This is a genomic window from Streptococcus suis, assembly GCF_002964575.1.
Classification (GTDB): Bacteria; Bacillota; Bacilli; order Lactobacillales; family Streptococcaceae; genus Streptococcus; species Streptococcus suis_R.
Genome location: NZ_POQQ01000050.1, coordinates 35,391 through 51,060, shown reverse-complemented (window position 1 = coordinate 51,060; position 15,670 = coordinate 35,391). Strand labels below are relative to the sequence as shown.

16 protein-coding genes and 1 pseudogene are annotated in these 15,670 nt (G+C 41.9%); 12 read left to right on the top strand and 5 right to left on the bottom strand.

The annotated features are described in order from the left end of the window. The first annotated feature begins 40 nt into the window (after positions 1–40). The 3 genes from C1E58_RS06965 (at position 41) to C1E58_RS06955 (ending at position 2,363) form a co-directional block, all read left to right on the top strand. Positions 41–985 carry a DHH family phosphoesterase gene (locus tag C1E58_RS06965; RefSeq protein WP_105145118.1) on the top strand — a complete coding sequence of 315 codons (945 nt, stop codon included), beginning with the start codon at positions 41–43 and terminating at the stop codon, positions 983–985. After that, positions 972–2,000 carry an FAD:protein FMN transferase gene (locus tag C1E58_RS06960; protein ID WP_105209857.1) on the top strand — a complete coding sequence of 343 codons (1,029 nt, stop codon included), beginning with the start codon at positions 972–974 and terminating at the stop codon, positions 1,998–2,000. The genes C1E58_RS06965 and C1E58_RS06960 overlap by 14 nt, the downstream gene beginning before the upstream one ends. Positions 2,001–2,120: 120 nt before the next feature. After that, complete coding sequence (locus C1E58_RS06955) at positions 2,121–2,363, top strand: type B 50S ribosomal protein L31 (RefSeq protein ID WP_029177151.1); 243 nt, start codon at positions 2,121–2,123, stop codon at positions 2,361–2,363. Between the two features lie 101 nt (positions 2,364–2,464). Here C1E58_RS06955 and C1E58_RS12010 read toward each other — a convergent pair. Beyond that, positions 2,465–2,613, bottom strand: a pseudogene (locus C1E58_RS12010) (tyrosine-type recombinase/integrase); the annotation flags it as partial. A 232-nt stretch (positions 2,614–2,845) separates the two neighbouring features. On the opposite strand from C1E58_RS12010, the gene C1E58_RS06950 reads away from it, so the two are divergent. The 5 genes from C1E58_RS06950 (at position 2,846) to serB (ending at position 9,275) form a co-directional block, all read left to right on the top strand. Next, a complete protein-coding gene (locus C1E58_RS06950) occupies positions 2,846–4,075 on the top strand; it encodes an FtsW/RodA/SpoVE family cell cycle protein (protein WP_105113233.1) in 1,230 nt (409 codons plus the stop codon). Between the two features lie 13 nt (positions 4,076–4,088). Beyond that, the gene (locus C1E58_RS06945) at positions 4,089–4,628 is read left to right on the top strand and encodes a DJ-1 family glyoxalase III (RefSeq protein WP_105209856.1); all 540 of its coding nucleotides are present in this window, start codon (positions 4,089–4,091) and stop codon (positions 4,626–4,628) included. Between the two features lie 195 nt (positions 4,629–4,823). Continuing rightward, the gene (gene gyrB / locus C1E58_RS06940) at positions 4,824–6,776 is read left to right on the top strand and encodes a DNA topoisomerase (ATP-hydrolyzing) subunit B (RefSeq protein WP_105113231.1); all 1,953 of its coding nucleotides are present in this window, start codon (positions 4,824–4,826) and stop codon (positions 6,774–6,776) included. Between the two features lie 88 nt (positions 6,777–6,864). Continuing rightward, positions 6,865–8,589 (top strand): septation ring formation regulator EzrA, encoded by a 1,725-nt coding sequence (gene ezrA / locus C1E58_RS06935; protein WP_105209855.1) that lies wholly within the window; start codon positions 6,865–6,867, stop codon positions 8,587–8,589. A 50-nt stretch (positions 8,590–8,639) separates the two neighbouring features. Beyond that, positions 8,640–9,275 carry a phosphoserine phosphatase SerB gene (serB, locus tag C1E58_RS06930; protein ID WP_105209854.1) on the top strand — a complete coding sequence of 212 codons (636 nt, stop codon included), beginning with the start codon at positions 8,640–8,642 and terminating at the stop codon, positions 9,273–9,275. Between the two features lie 32 nt (positions 9,276–9,307). Here serB and C1E58_RS06925 read toward each other — a convergent pair whose 3' ends face one another. Beyond that, the gene (locus C1E58_RS06925) at positions 9,308–9,958 is read right to left on the bottom strand and encodes an HAD family hydrolase (protein ID WP_105209853.1); all 651 of its coding nucleotides are present in this window, start codon (positions 9,956–9,958) and stop codon (positions 9,308–9,310) included. A gap of 105 nt (positions 9,959–10,063) precedes the next feature. Here C1E58_RS06925 and C1E58_RS06920 point away from each other — a divergent pair, with 105 nt between their 5' ends. Both C1E58_RS06920 and C1E58_RS06915 read left to right on the top strand, forming a co-directional pair. After that, a complete protein-coding gene (locus C1E58_RS06920) occupies positions 10,064–11,191 on the top strand; it encodes a glycerate kinase (protein ID WP_105209852.1) in 1,128 nt (375 codons plus the stop codon). Next, positions 11,182–11,409 (top strand): hypothetical protein, encoded by a 228-nt coding sequence (locus tag C1E58_RS06915; protein WP_105209851.1) that lies wholly within the window; start codon positions 11,182–11,184, stop codon positions 11,407–11,409. Before C1E58_RS06920 ends, C1E58_RS06915 begins: the two co-directional genes overlap by 10 nt. Positions 11,410–11,418: 9 nt before the next feature. On the opposite strand, the gene C1E58_RS06910 is transcribed toward C1E58_RS06915, so the two are convergent. Next, a complete protein-coding gene (locus C1E58_RS06910; protein ID WP_105209850.1) occupies positions 11,419–11,868 on the bottom strand; it encodes a DUF1694 domain-containing protein in 450 nt (149 codons plus the stop codon). A gap of 148 nt (positions 11,869–12,016) precedes the next feature. Between C1E58_RS06910 and eno the strand changes: the two genes are divergently transcribed. Beyond that, a complete protein-coding gene (eno, locus tag C1E58_RS06905; RefSeq protein WP_099871461.1) occupies positions 12,017–13,324 on the top strand; it encodes a surface-displayed alpha-enolase in 1,308 nt (435 codons plus the stop codon). 334 nt (positions 13,325–13,658) lie between these two features. Next, on the top strand, positions 13,659–14,288 hold the full coding sequence (locus C1E58_RS06900) for an HAD family hydrolase (protein ID WP_105209849.1): 630 nt from the start codon (positions 13,659–13,661) through the stop codon (positions 14,286–14,288). Positions 14,289–14,328: 40 nt separating this feature from the next. Here C1E58_RS06900 and C1E58_RS06895 read toward each other — a convergent pair whose 3' ends face one another. Further along, entirely contained in the window at positions 14,329–14,514 is a 186-nt protein-coding gene (locus C1E58_RS06895; RefSeq protein ID WP_105113369.1) for a hypothetical protein, read from the bottom strand. 55 nt (positions 14,515–14,569) lie between these two features. After that, positions 14,570–15,580, bottom strand: coding sequence for a lactonase family protein (locus tag C1E58_RS06890; RefSeq protein ID WP_105209848.1), 1,011 nt, complete (start codon positions 15,578–15,580; stop codon positions 14,570–14,572). Positions 15,581–15,670 lie beyond the last annotated feature (90 nt).

The following is a 15,670-nucleotide window of genomic DNA, read 5'->3' as shown; positions in this document are numbered from 1 at the left end:
AAAGGGGAAGTTTATGCTAAAATGATGAAAAGGAGTTGCTATGACTATTTACAGTACAATTATCGAAAAAATTCGCGAATATGACACTATTATCATTCATCGTCACCAACGACCAGATCCAGATGCTATCGGTAGTCAGGTTGGCTTACAGAAGCTCTTGCAGAAGAATTTTCCTGAAAAAACCATTAAGGTGACCGGTTTCAATGAGCCGAATCTTGCTTGGATGGCAGAAATGGATCAGGTTTCCGACCAAGATTATCAAGGGGCCTTGGTTATCGTAACGGATACTGCCAATACAGCCCGTGTGGATGATGACCGCTACACTCAGGGTGAATTCCTGATAAAAATCGACCACCATCCAAATGAAGAGCCTTATGGTGACCTGCTCTGGGTCAATACTGAGGCTAGCTCATGCAGTGAAATGATTGCAGAATTGGGCCTTCAAAGCCAGTTGGAATTGGATGGGGAAACTGCTCGACTGCTATATGCTGGTATTGTTGGCGATACGGGACGTTTTCTTTATCCGGCGACTAGCTCACGCACTTTTGAAATTGTTGCCCGCCTTCGTCAGGAAGATTTTGACTTTGCAAGGATGTCTCGCCAGATGGATACCATTGATTTCAAGATTGCCAAGCTGACAGGTTACGTTTACGACAACTTGGAAGTCGATGAGCACGGTGCGGCACGGGTCATTTTGACACAAGCTATTCTCAAAAAATACGGGGTGACCGATGCGGATACATCGTTTATCGTTGGGGCTCCAGGACGGATTGGTACTGTACAATCTTGGGGGATTTTTGTGGAACAAACTGACGGAAACTATAGAGTACGACTACGCAGCAAGTACATTCCGATAAACGAGATTGCCAAGCGCCACGATGGCGGTGGCCACCCACTAGCCAGCGGTGCTAACTCTTATTCTCTCTCCGAAAATGAGCAAATCTACCAAGAAATTCAAGAGGTCGTGAGGAATGCAAGTAAGTAGCCGTTTCCTTCGTCTAATGGGAACCATTATTGAAACAAAAATATGGCATCCAGAAGCTGAACCGATTTTGGATCAGGTTGAAGAGCTGCTTTATCTTTATAAAGACCGGTTTTCTGCCAATGATTTGACATCTGAATTGATGGAGGTCAATCTAAACGCAGGTGTTCAAGCAGTTCCTGTTGCCGATGACCTGTATGAATTGATTAAATTGGGCAAGGAACACAGTCTGGCTCAGGGATCTTTTTTGAATATTACCATCGGTCCCCTTGTACAAACCTGGCGGATTGGATTTAGTGATGCTAAGCTCCCTAGTCCCGAAGTCATCTCAGAAAAACTCCAGCTCATCAATCCAAGGGATATCGAACTCGATGACCGAGAGCAGACCGTCTATCTAAAAAAAGAAGGCATGGCTATTGACCTGGGTGCCCTAGCCAAAGGTTATGTAGCAGATAGGATTGTTGATTTTCTAAAAAGAATTGGAGTAGAGGCTGGACTGATTAACCTGGGGGGCAATGTCTTGACTTTTGGACAGGCTCCGCATAATCCAGATGGTTGCTGGCGAATTGGTATTCAGGATCCTCAGAAAACACGGGGTGAAAATGCCCTCGTCCTCAAGATAGGCGAAGAGTCGGTTGTCACCTCTGGTATTTACGAACGTAGCCTCACGGTAGATGGTCAGACCTACCACCACATTTTAAGTTCGCAAACGGGTTATCCTATCCAGAGTCAGCTGGCCAGTGTGACCATTGTGTCTAAAAACTCTGTCGATGGTGAAATTTGGACGACCAGACTGTTCGGTCAAGCTATTGATCAGATTATTAAAGTGGTTGAAGAGACGGATGGCATTGAGGTGGTCTTGATAGGTCTTGATGGGAAGATTTTTGTGACATCAGGACTTTCTAATAAAATACTGGCAGGCAAGGAGCGAATCTCAGATAGTTTGGGGAGCCCATCCAGAGGGGGATTTGGGGCAAGAGTGACCTCAGACCTGGCTTCTGGAGCTTCTGTCCTATAATCTGTTAAAAATGTTTGAAAAATAGGTAAAAAGACTTGCCAGAAGAAAAAAGTTTTGGTAAACTTAAGTGGTTATAATCTATGGCTCGGAAAGAGACCATGGCAGAAAGGAATTTTTAAAATGAAAAAAGATATCCATCCAGAATATCGCACTGTTGTCTTCATGGACACAACTACTGGTTACAAGTTCCTTAGCGGTTCAACTAAGAAAACTAGTGAAACAGTAGAATTCGAAGGTGAAACTTACCCATTGATCCGTGTGGAAATTTCATCAGACTCACACCCATTCTACACTGGACGTCAAAAGTTCACTCAAGCAGATGGACGTGTGGACAAGTTCAACAAAAAATACGGTCTCAAATAATCAGCGTTATAAAACCGTTAGAAACGTTGATTTTAAGCCATTCCTGAGCTATGGGAATGGTTTTCTTTTTGAAATGGTAACGGAAATGGTAACGGCTGGCGTTACATTCCCAAAAATTGGGCAAACTTTTCAGCCGTTTTTTCTTTTGTATTTTCCGTAACGTGAGCGTAAATATTCATAGTTGTTTTTTATCTTCATGCCCTAGTCGTTCCTGGACTTCTTTAATCGTTGCCCCTGCTTCAAATAGTAAAAAATTTTCATAAAGCTAGCAGGAAAATGAGTACAGGACACTTAGTATTCTTACATAGTTTTTGGCTGAATGGTGCATAAAAAATTTATGGTATTTGCTATTCAATCCAGATGATTTTTTGTTCCTGCTAGAGCCTTTTCGTTTTTTTTGCTATAATGTTAAAAGCTATATTTAGAACTGTATTCACAGTTCAGCACTTTGCTGGTGAATAGAGTTTCTTAAAAATGAAAGTATGAGGTTTTTGATGAAATACAGAGGAAGTATAGATAGTCGTGTGGACTATTCTCTCATTTTACCAGTCTTTTTTTTATTGGTTGCAGGGATCATAGCCCTTTTTATCGCGGTTAGTCAAGACTATCCCAATAGTGTGTTGCAAATGGTGGGGCAGCAGGTTGCTTGGATTGGTATTGGTATTGTGGCAGCATTCCTGGTGATGTTCTTTTCTACCAAGTTTCTCTGGCAGATAACACCGTTTTTATACGTGCTTGGTCTAGGCTTGATGGTCCTTCCCCTATTCTTCTATAGTCCAGATTTAGTGGCTTCGACAGGTGCGAAAAACTGGGTAACCATTGGAGGAATGACCCTCTTTCAGCCGTCGGAATTTATGAAAATATCCTATATTGTCATGATTGCAAGGGTTATTGTCACCTTCCATAAGCACCATACTGAACGAGGTCTTCGAGAAGATTTTATGTTGATTGGTTATATGACCCTATTTACACTACCTGTCTTGGTTTTATTAGCCTTGCAAAGTGACTTGGGAACTTCCTTGGTATTTATCGCCATCTTCAGTGGCATGGTCCTCTTGTCTGGTGTGTCATGGAAAATCCTCCTGCCGACAGCTTTGACGGTCTTGGTCCTGGTTGGTGGTTTCATGCTGATTTTTGTATCTCCAGGTGGAACAACCTTCCTGCATAATATGGGGATGGACACCTATAAAATCAACCGTATTTCAGCTTGGCTAGACCCCTTCAAACACGCACAATCAACGACCTATCAACAGGCTCAAAGTTTGATTGCCATCGGTAGCGGTGGATTGAAAGGTTTGGGGTTCAATAAAACAAATCTGCTGATTCCCGTTCGAGAAAGTGATATGATTTTTACTGTTATTGGGGAGGATTTTGGTTTTATCGGTGGGACAGTCTTAATTGGCTTGTATTTGTTGCTAATTTATCGGATGTTGCGGATTACATTAAAATCCAATAATCGCTACTATACTTACATTTCAACAGGATACATTATGATGCTTCTTTTCCATGTTTTTGAAAATATTGGAGCAGCCACGGGGCTATTGCCTTTAACGGGAATTCCCCTTCCCTTTATTTCCCAAGGTGGTTCTTCAATGGTATCCAATCTGATTGGGGTTGGTTTGGTACTGTCCATGAGTTACCAGTCGCATCTAGCAGATGAAAAAGAAGAAGTGAGATCACGCAAATATAGAAAAATTACGTTAGAACGTTAGAAAGTTGGTTACTATGGTAAAAATCGCAGTTGTTTTGGCAAATGGTTTTGAAGAAATTGAAGCCTTAGCCCCCGTTGATATTTTTCGAAGAGCTGGTTTTCAGTGTGATATGGTCGGTTTAACCAGTATTCGTGTAGAGGGTTCGCACGCTATCAAGGTGGAAGCGGATTGTCTATTTGATGGGGATTTGAGCCAGTATGATTTGATTGTCCTGCCAGGAGGCATGCCCGGTTCCACCAATCTCCGCGATGATGACCGTTTGATTGCTGAGTTGCAAAAAGCAGTAGCCAATGAGAAATACGTTGCGGCTATCTGTGCAGCCCCAATTGTTCTTGATAGGGCTGGTTTACTGGATGGTCGTCGCTATACTTGTTTCCCAGGGAAAGAAGCGGATATTTCCACTGGTATTCATCTTGCAGAAAATGTAGTCGTAGATGGACCAATTATTACCAGTCGAGGTGCAGGTACCAGCTTGGACTTTGCTTACAAATTGGTTGACTTGCTTGGTGGCGATGGTCAAGGCCTTGCAAAAGTCATGGTTCATAAAAATTAGCGGAGCAAAGTGTTCAAAAGTAGGGAGCTGAGGAAGAAATTCAGCTCCTTTTTTGGTGGGAATTTTACGAAAAATATGGTATAATGTTGGGTACTATTGTAGAGTTTTTATGCTCATTTTCTTCACCGTTTTATCAGCTGTTTGATGAATTGTTGTGATTTTTTTAGAGCAAAGCTTAGAAATAAAGGAATAAGAATGACAGAAGAAATCAAAGATTTACAAGAAAAAGCACAGGAATATGATGCCAGTCAGATTCAGGTTTTGGAAGGTCTGGAAGCTGTTCGTATGCGTCCAGGTATGTATATCGGAACAACCTCTAAAGAGGGCCTTCACCATCTGGTTTGGGAAATTGTCGATAACTCCATTGACGAGGCCTTGGCCGGTTTTGCCAGCAAGATTGAAGTCTATATCGAACCAGATAATTCCATCACTGTTGTGGATAATGGTCGTGGTATTCCGGTCGATATTCAGGAAAAAACAGGTCGTCCAGCCGTAGAAACAGTTTTCACAGTTCTCCATGCCGGAGGAAAATTTGGCGGAGGCGGATATAAGGTTTCTGGTGGTTTGCATGGCGTAGGCTCATCCGTAGTAAATGCCCTTTCGACCCAGTTGGATGTCCATGTTTATAAAAATGGTCAGGTTTATTTCCAAGAATACCGTCGTGGTGAAGTCGTTGCTGATTTGAAGGTTGTGGGTGAAGCAGACCGCACGGGTACGACCGTACATTTTACACCAGACCCAGAAATCTTTACTGAAACGACAGAGTTTGAGTTTGCTAAATTAAACAAGCGTATCCAAGAGCTTGCCTTCCTAAATCGTGGTCTCAATCTTTCTATCACGGATAAACGTGAGGGAATGGAACAAACCAAAGAGTATCACTATGAGGGTGGTATTGCTTCCTACGTGGAATACCTCAATGAAAACAAGGATGTTATCTTTGACACACCGATTTATACAGAGGGTGAAATGGATGACATCACAGTCGAGGTAGCCATGCAATACACGACTAGCTACCATGAAAATGTGGTCAGCTTTGCCAACAATATCCACACCCATGAAGGTGGTACCCACGAACAAGGTTTCCGTACAGCTTTGACTCGTGTTATCAATGACTATGCCAAGAAGAATAAAATCCTCAAGGAAAATGATGATAACCTAACGGGCGAGGATGTGCGTGAAGGTCTGACAGCGGTTATTTCTGTCAAACACCCTGGTCCTCAGTTTGAAGGCCAAACCAAGACAAAGTTGGGTAACAGTGAAGTTGTAAAAATTACCAATAGACTCTTTTCAGATGCTTTTGGAGAATTTCTTTTGGAAAATCCTCAGATTGCTCGTCGGATTGTGGATAAGGGGATTGTTGCGGCCAAGGCACGTATTGCGGCCAAACGGGCGCGTGAGGTCACTCGCAAGAAGTCAGGACTTGAAATTTCCAATCTTCCAGGTAAATTGGCGGATTGTTCGTCAAACGATGCTACCAAGACAGAGCTCTTCATTGTGGAGGGGGATTCTGCGGGTGGTTCAGCAAAATCTGGTCGTGATCGTGAGTTTCAGGCTATCTTACCGATTCGTGGTAAAATTTTGAATGTAGAAAAAGCCAGCATGGACAAGATTTTGGCAAATGAGGAAATCCGTAGCTTATTTACAGCAATGGGGACTGGCTTCGGTGCGGACTTTGATGTGGAAAAAGCTCGTTATCAAAAATTGGTTATCATGACCGATGCCGATGTCGATGGAGCCCATATTCGTACCTTGCTCTTAACCCTCTTCTACCGCTATATGAGACCGATTGTAGAAGCTGGCTATGTGTACATTGCTCAACCGCCTATTTATGGGGTTAAGGTTGGAAGTGAAATCAAGGAATACATTCAACCAGGTGCCAATCAAGAACAGGAATTGCAAGAAGCCTTAGAAAGACATAGTACAGGACGTTCTAAACCAACCATCCAGCGTTATAAGGGGTTGGGAGAAATGGATGACCATCAGTTGTGGGAAACAACCATGAATCCAGAGAATCGTCTGATGGCGCGTGTTTCAGTTGATGACGCTGCAGAAGCAGATAAGATTTTCGATATGTTGATGGGGGACAAGGTTGAACCTCGCCGCGAATTCATTGAAGAAAATGCGGTATATTCAACATTAGATGTTTAAAAACTGAGAAAACAAGTGCATAAGCTAGAGATTTATGGTATAATAAAGCGATATTTTCTAGTAATTACTATGAACTAAGGAGATTTACATGCCTACAGGAACAATCATCTTAATCGTTTCGATTGTTATTATCTTAATCGTTGCCTATGTAGCCTGCCTGATTGTTCGCAAACGCAATGACAACCTCTTGGTTGCATTAGAAGAGCGCAAGGAAGAGCTATTTAACCTCCCTGTAAATGAAGAAGTTGAAGCGGTAAAATCCCTTCACTTGATTGGTCAAAGTCAGGTTTCCTTCCGTGAGTGGAATCAGAAATGGGTAGACCTTTCTCTCAATTCATTTGCCGATATTGAAAATCATATTTTTGAAGCAGAAGCCTTTAACAATTCATTCCGTTTTGTCAGTGCAAAAAATGCGATTGATAGCATTGAAAGCCAAATCGACTTGATTGAAGAAGACATTGCTTCTATCCGTCACGGTTTGATGGATTTGAAAGAACAAGAGGAGAAGAACTCTGGTCGTGTCAAACACGCCTTGGATTTGTTTGAAAATCTACAAGCCGCTGTTCGTGATAATTCTGAAAGTTTTGGAGAAACCCTGCCAGAACTTGAAAAACAACTGAAGAATATTGAAGTTGAGTTCTCAGAGTTTGTTATGCTCAATTCATCTGGAGATCCGATTGAAGCTTCTGAAATCCTTGATAAGACTGAGGAGCATATGATTGCCCTCAATCAGATTATGGATCGCATTCCTCATTTGATTGAACGTGTGAGCAAGGATTTTCCAGAACAGTTGGAAGATTTGGAATCAGGCTATCGTAAACTTGTGGAGCAAAACTACTTGTTTACAGAAGGAAATATCGAGTCCCAATTCCAAAATATCCGCGTTTCAATTCGTGAAAATACTGCTTTGATTGTTTCCTTCGATTTGGATGCTGCAGAAGCTGAAAATGAAGGTATTCAAGGGAAGATTGATCACTTGTATAAGCTCTTTAATCGTGAGATTGAGGCGAATAAGTCCGCTAATAAGATTAGCAAGAACTTGCCAAAATTCTTGGAGCATGTGGTACAAAATACCAAGCTCTTGGATGAAGAAAGTCAACGTTTGAATGCCCATTACCTCTTGGCAGATAGCAAGCTTTCTCGTATCAACCAGCTGAAAAAACGTTTGGAAACCATTGAAATCGTCGTAGCTGAGAGTGTTGAGGGGATTGAGACACCACAAGTGGCTTACTCAATCTTGGAAGAACGCTTGGAACATTCGCTTTCTAGTTTGAAAGAAATCGAAGAAGAACAAATTGTATTGGCTGAGTACCTCAAATCACAAGAAGTATCAGAAAGTACAGCGCGCAAGAAAGCAACCCTTTATATCAATAAGTTGCACACTCTCAAACGCTATATGGAGAAACGCAATCTGCCAGGTATTCCAGCAGAATTCTTGACAAACTTCTTTAGAACAAGTGATCATGTGGAAGCCTTGATTGCAGAATTGGACTACAAGCGTATCAACATTGAAGTTGTTAATCGTTTGTTGGAAAATGCGACCTACGATATGAATCAATTAGAAGAGCTTGCCTATCTCATCGTTCAAAACGCGACCTTGACAGAGCAACTCCTACAGTATTCTAACCGTTATCGTTCAACTGATGAAGGAATTCAAGCAGCCTTCAATCGTTCCCTAGACATTTTCGAACGAGATTTTGACTACCAAGCAGCCTTTGAAGAAATTTCATTTGCCTTGGAAACAGTTGAACCTGGCGTAACAGAACGATTTGTTCGTTCTTACGAAAAAACAAGAGAAGCAATTCGTTACTAAATAAAGAGCCATCTTTGGCTTTTTATTTTTATACAAGAAAGGATAGGAAAATGACAAACGGTTTATTGGTCATGGATGTGGATTCAACGCTCATCCTGGAAGAAGGTATTGACCTTCTTGGTGAGGAAGCGGGTGTAGGCGAGCAGGTTGCAGCCATTACAGAACGTGCCATGTGTGGAGAATTGGATTTTGAAGAAGCATTACGTGAGCGTGTTTCCTTGTTGAAGGGCTTGCCTGTTTCTGTTTTCGATCGGATCATGGAAAAAATTCATTTTACACCAGGAGCGGCAGAGCTAGTAGCAGAATTAAAGGCACGTGGTTTCAAGGTTGCTGTTGTGTCAGGAGGTTTTCATGAAACAGTGGACCGCCTTGCAGAGCAGTTGGAATTGGATTATGTTCGCGCCAATCGTTTGGAAGTAGTGGACGGTGTCTTGACTGGTCAGGTTTTGGGAGATATTGTGACCAAGGATACTAAAAAGGCGTGTTTGGAAGCCTGGACAGCTGAAAATGGCTTGGATGTATCACAAACGATTGCTATGGGAGATGGTGCTAATGACCTACCGATGATTCAAGGAGCAGGTGTTGGTGTGGCTTTCTGTGCCAAGCCCATTGTACAGGAACAGGCTCCTTATCAAATCAATGAAAAAAATCTCTACAAACTAATAGAGATTTTGGATAGCTTATAATAAATGAAAGTCAGTTGTATAGCTGGCTTTTTCTAATCCTGCATAAGCAAGAGTTTTGGCAAATCAGGAACGGTTTCGATGATCCAGCTAGCACCTGCTTCTTCCAGTTCTTGTCGATTTCCGTAGCCATAGAGGACACCGATAGAAGCTAGTTGGTTGGCCTGGGCTCCCTCTATATCGTGTTCACGGTCCCCGACCATAATGGTTGTTTGCGGATCGTAGTCCAGCTGTGCTAAGGCATAGGAGATGACATCAGTCTTGCTAATGCGGCTACTATCCAGACTGGCTCCTGCAATGACATCAAAGTAGTGGGCGATGTCAAAATATTCCAGAATTTGCTTGGCAAAGACTTCTGGTTTAGAGGTAGCAATAGCCAAGGTCTTTCCTGCTTGTTTCAGGCTTTCCAAGAGTGGCAGAATGCCATCGTAAAGCTGGTTTTCAAACATTCCCTTGTCTTTAAAATAGACCCGAAAGGCATCGACAGCAGCTTGAGTGTCTGCTGGATTTAGCTGATAAAAGCGGGAAAAGGATTCATAGAGGGGTGGGCCGATAAAGCGTTGTAAATTAGCAAGGTCAGGCTCATCAATCCCCATTTGGTCCAGTGCATAGACGACAGAATGAAGGATACCTTGTCCTGAATCTGTTAGGGTGCCGTCAAGGTCGAATAAAATAGTTTGATACATAGGAATCTCCTTTGTTTTAGTATATCATATTTTCAGGAAAAGCTCTCCCTCATCTTGAAAGACTTGAGACGGAGTGCTACAATGATATAGAAAGGTGGGATATTCATGCGTATTCTAATTGCACCAGATTCCTTTAAAGAATCTCTCTCAGCAGAAGAGGTTGCCCAAGCAATCAAAAAGGGATTTTCAAAGGTCTATCCACAGGCAAGGTATGACTTGCTTCCTTTAGGGGATGGAGGTGAAGGAACTCTTGATAGTTTGACGCAGGCCTTGGGTTTGGAGAAATACCAGACAGAAGTGACGGGACCATTTGGGGACAGGATTTGTGTTTCCTATGCGATGAGGGATGAACTTGCTGTTTTTGAAATGGCTGAGATTGTTGGTCTTGCCAGCATTCCACTGGAAAAGAGAAATCCCCTCACTATTTCTACTCGAGGAGTGGGTGAACTGCTGGGTGAACTCATTCACAACGGTGCCAAACAGCTTTTCATCGGAATTGGTGGTTCTGCCAGTCATGATGGCGGTATTGGAATGGCGTCGGCCCTGGGCTTTCATTTTTATGACCAATCGGGTCAGGAGCTTGAAGCCATTGGTGCCAATCTGGGTAAGATTGTGGACTTTTCCCAAGAAGACATAGGTATTGATTTGTCGTCTGTTCAGATTGATTTGGTAACGGACGTGGATAATTTACTCTGTGGTCCTCAGGGAGCTACTTATATTTTTGCAGGTCAGAAGGGACTGGCAGCGGAGGAGTTTGAACGCGTGGATGAGGAGCTGGCTGCCTTTTATCATTTCGTTAACCCAGCAATCTTGACATTGGCTGGAGCTGGTGCAGGTGGTGGGATGGCAGCAGGTTTGGTGCAGTTTGCAGGAGCCCATATTCAGACAGGCATTGATTTTGTCTTAGACAAGCTGGACTTTGAACAAGTGGTTGCTGAGGCTGACCTAGTTATTGTAGGTGAAGGACGGATGGATGCTCAAAGTTTAGCTGGAAAAACTCCTGTAGGAGTGGCTAGACGAACACCAGCAGGCATTCCCATCATTGCCATTTGTGGTAGTTTGAAGGATAACCTTCCTGATTTTCCTTTTGAAAATATCTGCGCCGCATTTCCGATTATCGCAAGTGTTGACAGTTTGGAAAACACGCTAAAATATGCAGAAAAAAACCTGATCCGCACGGCAGAACAGGTGGCGAGAATGCTCCAGTTAGGAGGCCAACAAAGATGGAATTAGTGAAATATGTGGCTATTATCTTATTTATTTTTATTTGTCTTGCAAAGCTAGTATCTGTCATAAGACTTTCCAAAAAAGAAAGAGGAATGGAAACGAATGTAATAAAGGCAAATGGAGCAACGTTCTTTTTCAATGAAAAAAATGAAAGAGGCAGATTGCTAGGAATCCTTTGTCTAACCTGTATTATTTTTACTTTAATATTTATACTGCTTTATTGATAAATAAGTCTAACCAAATAGTTTTTTCCAGAAGGAAGGTTTTGTATCTTCCTTTTTTTCTACAGTTTGTACAAGATTTGGAAAGGTGGTTGCCAAGCTAATATCTTCCATGTCAATAGCATGGTCTGTATGAAAGACCAGAGCATAAGGAGATTTCCCGATTTTCTCATCGATGATAGCAGACGTAATGCCATAGGTTTGAGCAACTTTCATTAAGGAAATTTGTTGCTTATCCGATAAGGATGGTGATAGTTTGAGAAAGAGAGGAAGATAATGAGATGCTAGTTTTTGGCAGATAGTGTCAAAACGGCTGTTGACATTTTCATGAACCAATTCATCGAATGTGAGAACTAGTACAACACGTTCGCGATAGGTGCCCATGTATTGACGTTGTTGATCAGGGTTTAGGCGGGTTTCGCCAGAAGCTTTTTGTAGGATAGTTGTATGTAAATCAGTCATGGTTTTAGTATAGCATAATAGTGCAAAAAGGCAATAGAATACGTTTACATTATTTCTTTCAGTAAAATATCTGTTTTTTCTTGAAAAATCCCTTATTTTAGGGTATGATAGCAGTGTAACTATTTTAAACTCAAAGGAGAGTAATATAATGTCAATTATTACTGATGTTTACGCTCGCGAAGTCCTTGACTCACGCGGTAACCCTACACTTGAAGTTGAAGTTTATACTGAATCAGGTGCTTTCGGACGTGGTATGGTTCCTTCAGGAGCTTCTACTGGTGAGCACGAAGCAGTTGAGCTTCGCGATGGTGACAAATCTCGTTACCTTGGTCTTGGTACTCAAAAAGCTGTTGACAACGTAAATAACGTGATTGCTGACGCTATCATCGGTTATGACGTTCGTGATCAACAAGCTATCGACCGCGCTATGATCGCTCTTGACGGTACTCCTAACAAAGGTAAATTGGGCGCTAACGCAATCCTTGGTGTTTCTATCGCTGTTGCGCGTGCAGCTGCTGACTACCTTGAAGTGCCACTTTACACTTACCTTGGTGGATTCAACACTAAAGTATTGCCAACTCCAATGATGAACATCATCAACGGTGGTTCTCACTCAGACGCTCCAATCGCTTTCCAAGAATTCATGATCTTGCCAGTTGGCGCTCCTTCATTCAAAGAAGGTCTTCGTTGGGGTGCTGAAGTATTCCACGCTTTGAAGAAAATCTTGAAAGCTCGTGGTTTGGTAACAGCTGTTGGTGACGAAGGTGGTTTCGCTCCTAAGTTCGAAGGAACTGAAGATGGTGTTGAAACAATCATCGAAGCTATCGAAGCTGCTGGTTACGAAGCTGGCGAAAACGGAATCATGATCGGTTTCGACTGTGCGTCATCTGAATTCTACGACAAAGAGCGTAAAGTTTACGACTACACTAAATTCGAAGGCGAAGGCGCTGCTGTTCGTACATCTGCAGAGCAAATCGACTACCTTGAAGAATTGGTTAACAAATACCCAATCATCACTATTGAAGACGGTATGGATGAAAACGACTGGGATGGCTGGAAAGCTCTTACTGAGCGTCTTGGCAAACGTGTTCAATTGGTTGGTGACGACTTCTTCGTAACAAACACTGACTACCTTGCACGTGGTATCAAAGAAGGTGCTGCTAACTCAATCCTTATCAAAGTTAACCAAATCGGTACTCTTACTGAAACATTTGAAGCTATCGAAATGGCTAAAGAAGCTGGTTACACTGCCGTTGTATCACACCGTTCAGGTGAAACTGAAGATTCAACAATCGCTGACATCGCAGTTGCAACTAACGCTGGCCAAATCAAGACTGGTTCATTGTCACGTACAGACCGTATCGCTAAATATAACCAATTGCTTCGTATCGAAGATCAATTGGGTGAAGTTGCAGTCTACAAAGGCTTGAACTCATTCTACAACTTGAAAAAATAAATTAGTACAGTGTACTAATTTATCCCCGAGTTAGTATAACGAGGGTTATAATAAAAACAAGTCCGAAATCTTCGGACTTGTTTTTCAATGTCTGTGAGACTGTTTTATCCCCGAGCTAGCATAGCGAGGGTTATAGTAAGAACAAGTCCAAAAATCTTCGGACTTGTTTTCAATGTCCGGTGGACTGTTTTATCCCCGAGCTAGCAAAGCGAGAAATTAGTAAAACTCTCTAGTTTTTTCTGGAGAGTTTTCTTTGCCTTGCTATAGATAAAATGATATTCTAAAAAACAGACTAATTTAAGTATTCTAATTTTGAAAAGAGATGGAGAGTGGGATGATAGAGTGGATATTTTTTGATTTGGGTTCGACGCTTTTAGATGAAGAGGCTGCTTATGGATTCTATATAGATAAGTGTGTGAAGAAGTTACAGTCACTTGATATAGAGGTTTCAGCAGATTTTTATAAAAAGAAAATGGTGGAGTATGCTCATAAGTCGTTGGACCCAGTTCGTGCGACCTGGCAATATTTTGCACAGACCGTGCCACGTCCTTTATGGACGAATGAGGGGGTGAGCTTGTATCCTGAAACAATAGATATTTTAGAGAAGTTATCACAAAACTATCGATTGGGGATTATTGCCAATCAGTCTGGTAGTGTGGAAGAACTATTAAAAGAGTGGGGAATTAGCTCCTATTTTCAACTGATAATTCTCTCTGAAGAGGTTGGTGTGTGCAAACCAGATTTGAGAATATTCAAGCTCGCTTTAGAGGAGTCTGGCCTTCCAGCAGATAAGGCTGTCTATGTTGGTGACCGATATGATAATGATATTCTGCCCGCTAAATCCTTGGGAATGTATACTGTACGAATACTGACAGGTTTTGGAAAGTACACAAGAGAAAATGGTAATTGGAAGAGCGATTGGGTAGTTGCTTCATTGAAAGAACTACCAACTATTTTTGGGTAAAAAGAAAACTAGACTGAACATTCAGCCTAGTTTTTCTCTATTAGAACAAGCCTTTAACCTTGTCCAAAAGACCGCTTACGCCTTCAGAACCTGACAACAAGCCTTTAGCTTGCTCCAAGTATTCGCCGAAGTTGTCTTTGTTTTCTTCGATAAATTGTTTTGCACCTTCAAAGTCTTTGTTTGCGATCAAGTCTTTTACTTGGTTGAAAAGATCTACTGGATTCATGTATTTCACCTCCTATGTATCTATTAAACCAAAAATAGAGCGATTTCACAAATGATTAGTCTTCAAAAAATGTAACACAAACAGCTTCTGGAATGTAGAAATCATGAGAAAGTTCTGTCAATCGACCGTTTTCAGTATCCCTTGCAAAAACTGTCGCATTATCAGAGTCTTGGTGAACAACAATCAAGTGTTTCTCATCTGGGCTTAGGGTGAAATCACGTGGTGTTTTACCATTTGTAGGAACAATTTCAACAAGTTCTAAACTGGCATCCCCAAGTGTCTTGAAGACGGCGATGGAATCATTACCACGGTTAGAACCGTAGACAAATTTTCCATCTTTTGTAATGCGGATAGCAGCAGTGCCATTGAAACCAGTATGGTCTTCTGGCAAGGTTGAGATGGTTTGTAGGTGTTCAAATTCACCCCAGCCATCGTAAATAAGAACTTCAATAGTTGAATTAAGTTCACAAATGAGGTAGGCTAATTTTGCGACGGGATGGAAGACAATGTGGCGTGGACCGCTTCCCGGCCTTGCTTGATAAGTAGCAATTTTTTCTAGTTTACCTTGGTTTGAAACCTTGTAGCTAATAACTTGGTCGCAACCTAAGTCACAAGTTACTAAGAATTTGTCTGGTGCTAAATCAGAAAAGTGAACATGGGCAGATGCTTGGTTTTCATGTGGTCCAGATCCGTGATGTTGAGCTAGGTCAGCCAATTCTAAGGAGCCATCTGCTAATTGCTTATAGACCAGAACTTGCCCCTTATGGTAATTAGCAGCGTAAACTAGATTTCGTTCGTCATCTACGGCTACATAGCAGTGGGGAGCCCCTTCGCTGACGACATGGTTTAGTAAGTTAAAATCTGTATTGAAAGCTACGATACCACCTTGTCCATTTTCAGCTCCGACTGAGTATAGTCGACCAGCCTTATCAAAAGTCAGATAGGTTGGGTTTGGTTCTTCAACAACTAAGTCTAAATTACTGAGTTGACCAGTTTCAGCATTAAAATCAGCTTTATAAATTCCTTGGGATTGGCGTTTGGTATAGGTACCGAAATAAACAGACATGGCTATCTCCTTTGAACATGATTGCTAAAATTATACCATATTTTTCCTGCAAAGGCTGAGAAATCCTATAGTTCATTTATCTAAAATAGC

What these genes read in the sequence shown, in the direction of transcription:
- C1E58_RS06965 (WP_105145118.1), top strand. Translation starts at nt 41, where the DNA reads ATGACTATTTACAGTACAATTATCGAAAAAATTCGCGAATATGACACT.
- C1E58_RS06960 (WP_105209857.1), top strand. Translation starts at nt 972, where the DNA reads ATGCAAGTAAGTAGCCGTTTCCTTCGTCTAATGGGAACCATTATTGAA.
- C1E58_RS06955 (WP_029177151.1), top strand. Translation starts at nt 2,121, where the DNA reads ATGAAAAAAGATATCCATCCAGAATATCGCACTGTTGTCTTCATGGAC.
- C1E58_RS06950 (WP_105113233.1), top strand. Translation starts at nt 2,846, where the DNA reads ATGAGGTTTTTGATGAAATACAGAGGAAGTATAGATAGTCGTGTGGAC.
- C1E58_RS06945 (WP_105209856.1), top strand. Translation starts at nt 4,089, where the DNA reads ATGGTAAAAATCGCAGTTGTTTTGGCAAATGGTTTTGAAGAAATTGAA.
- gyrB (WP_105113231.1), top strand. Translation starts at nt 4,824, where the DNA reads ATGACAGAAGAAATCAAAGATTTACAAGAAAAAGCACAGGAATATGAT.
- ezrA (WP_105209855.1), top strand. Translation starts at nt 6,865, where the DNA reads ATGCCTACAGGAACAATCATCTTAATCGTTTCGATTGTTATTATCTTA.
- serB (WP_105209854.1), top strand. Translation starts at nt 8,640, where the DNA reads ATGACAAACGGTTTATTGGTCATGGATGTGGATTCAACGCTCATCCTG.
- C1E58_RS06925 (WP_105209853.1), bottom strand. Translation starts at nt 9,958, where the DNA reads ATGTATCAAACTATTTTATTCGACCTTGACGGCACCCTAACAGATTCA.
- C1E58_RS06920 (WP_105209852.1), top strand. Translation starts at nt 10,064, where the DNA reads ATGCGTATTCTAATTGCACCAGATTCCTTTAAAGAATCTCTCTCAGCA.
- C1E58_RS06915 (WP_105209851.1), top strand. Translation starts at nt 11,182, where the DNA reads ATGGAATTAGTGAAATATGTGGCTATTATCTTATTTATTTTTATTTGT.
- C1E58_RS06910 (WP_105209850.1), bottom strand. Translation starts at nt 11,868, where the DNA reads ATGACTGATTTACATACAACTATCCTACAAAAAGCTTCTGGCGAAACC.
- eno (WP_099871461.1), top strand. Translation starts at nt 12,017, where the DNA reads ATGTCAATTATTACTGATGTTTACGCTCGCGAAGTCCTTGACTCACGC.
- C1E58_RS06900 (WP_105209849.1), top strand. Translation starts at nt 13,659, where the DNA reads ATGATAGAGTGGATATTTTTTGATTTGGGTTCGACGCTTTTAGATGAA.
- C1E58_RS06895 (WP_105113369.1), bottom strand. Translation starts at nt 14,514, where the DNA reads ATGAATCCAGTAGATCTTTTCAACCAAGTAAAAGACTTGATCGCAAAC.
- C1E58_RS06890 (WP_105209848.1), bottom strand. Translation starts at nt 15,580, where the DNA reads ATGTCTGTTTATTTCGGTACCTATACCAAACGCCAATCCCAAGGAATT.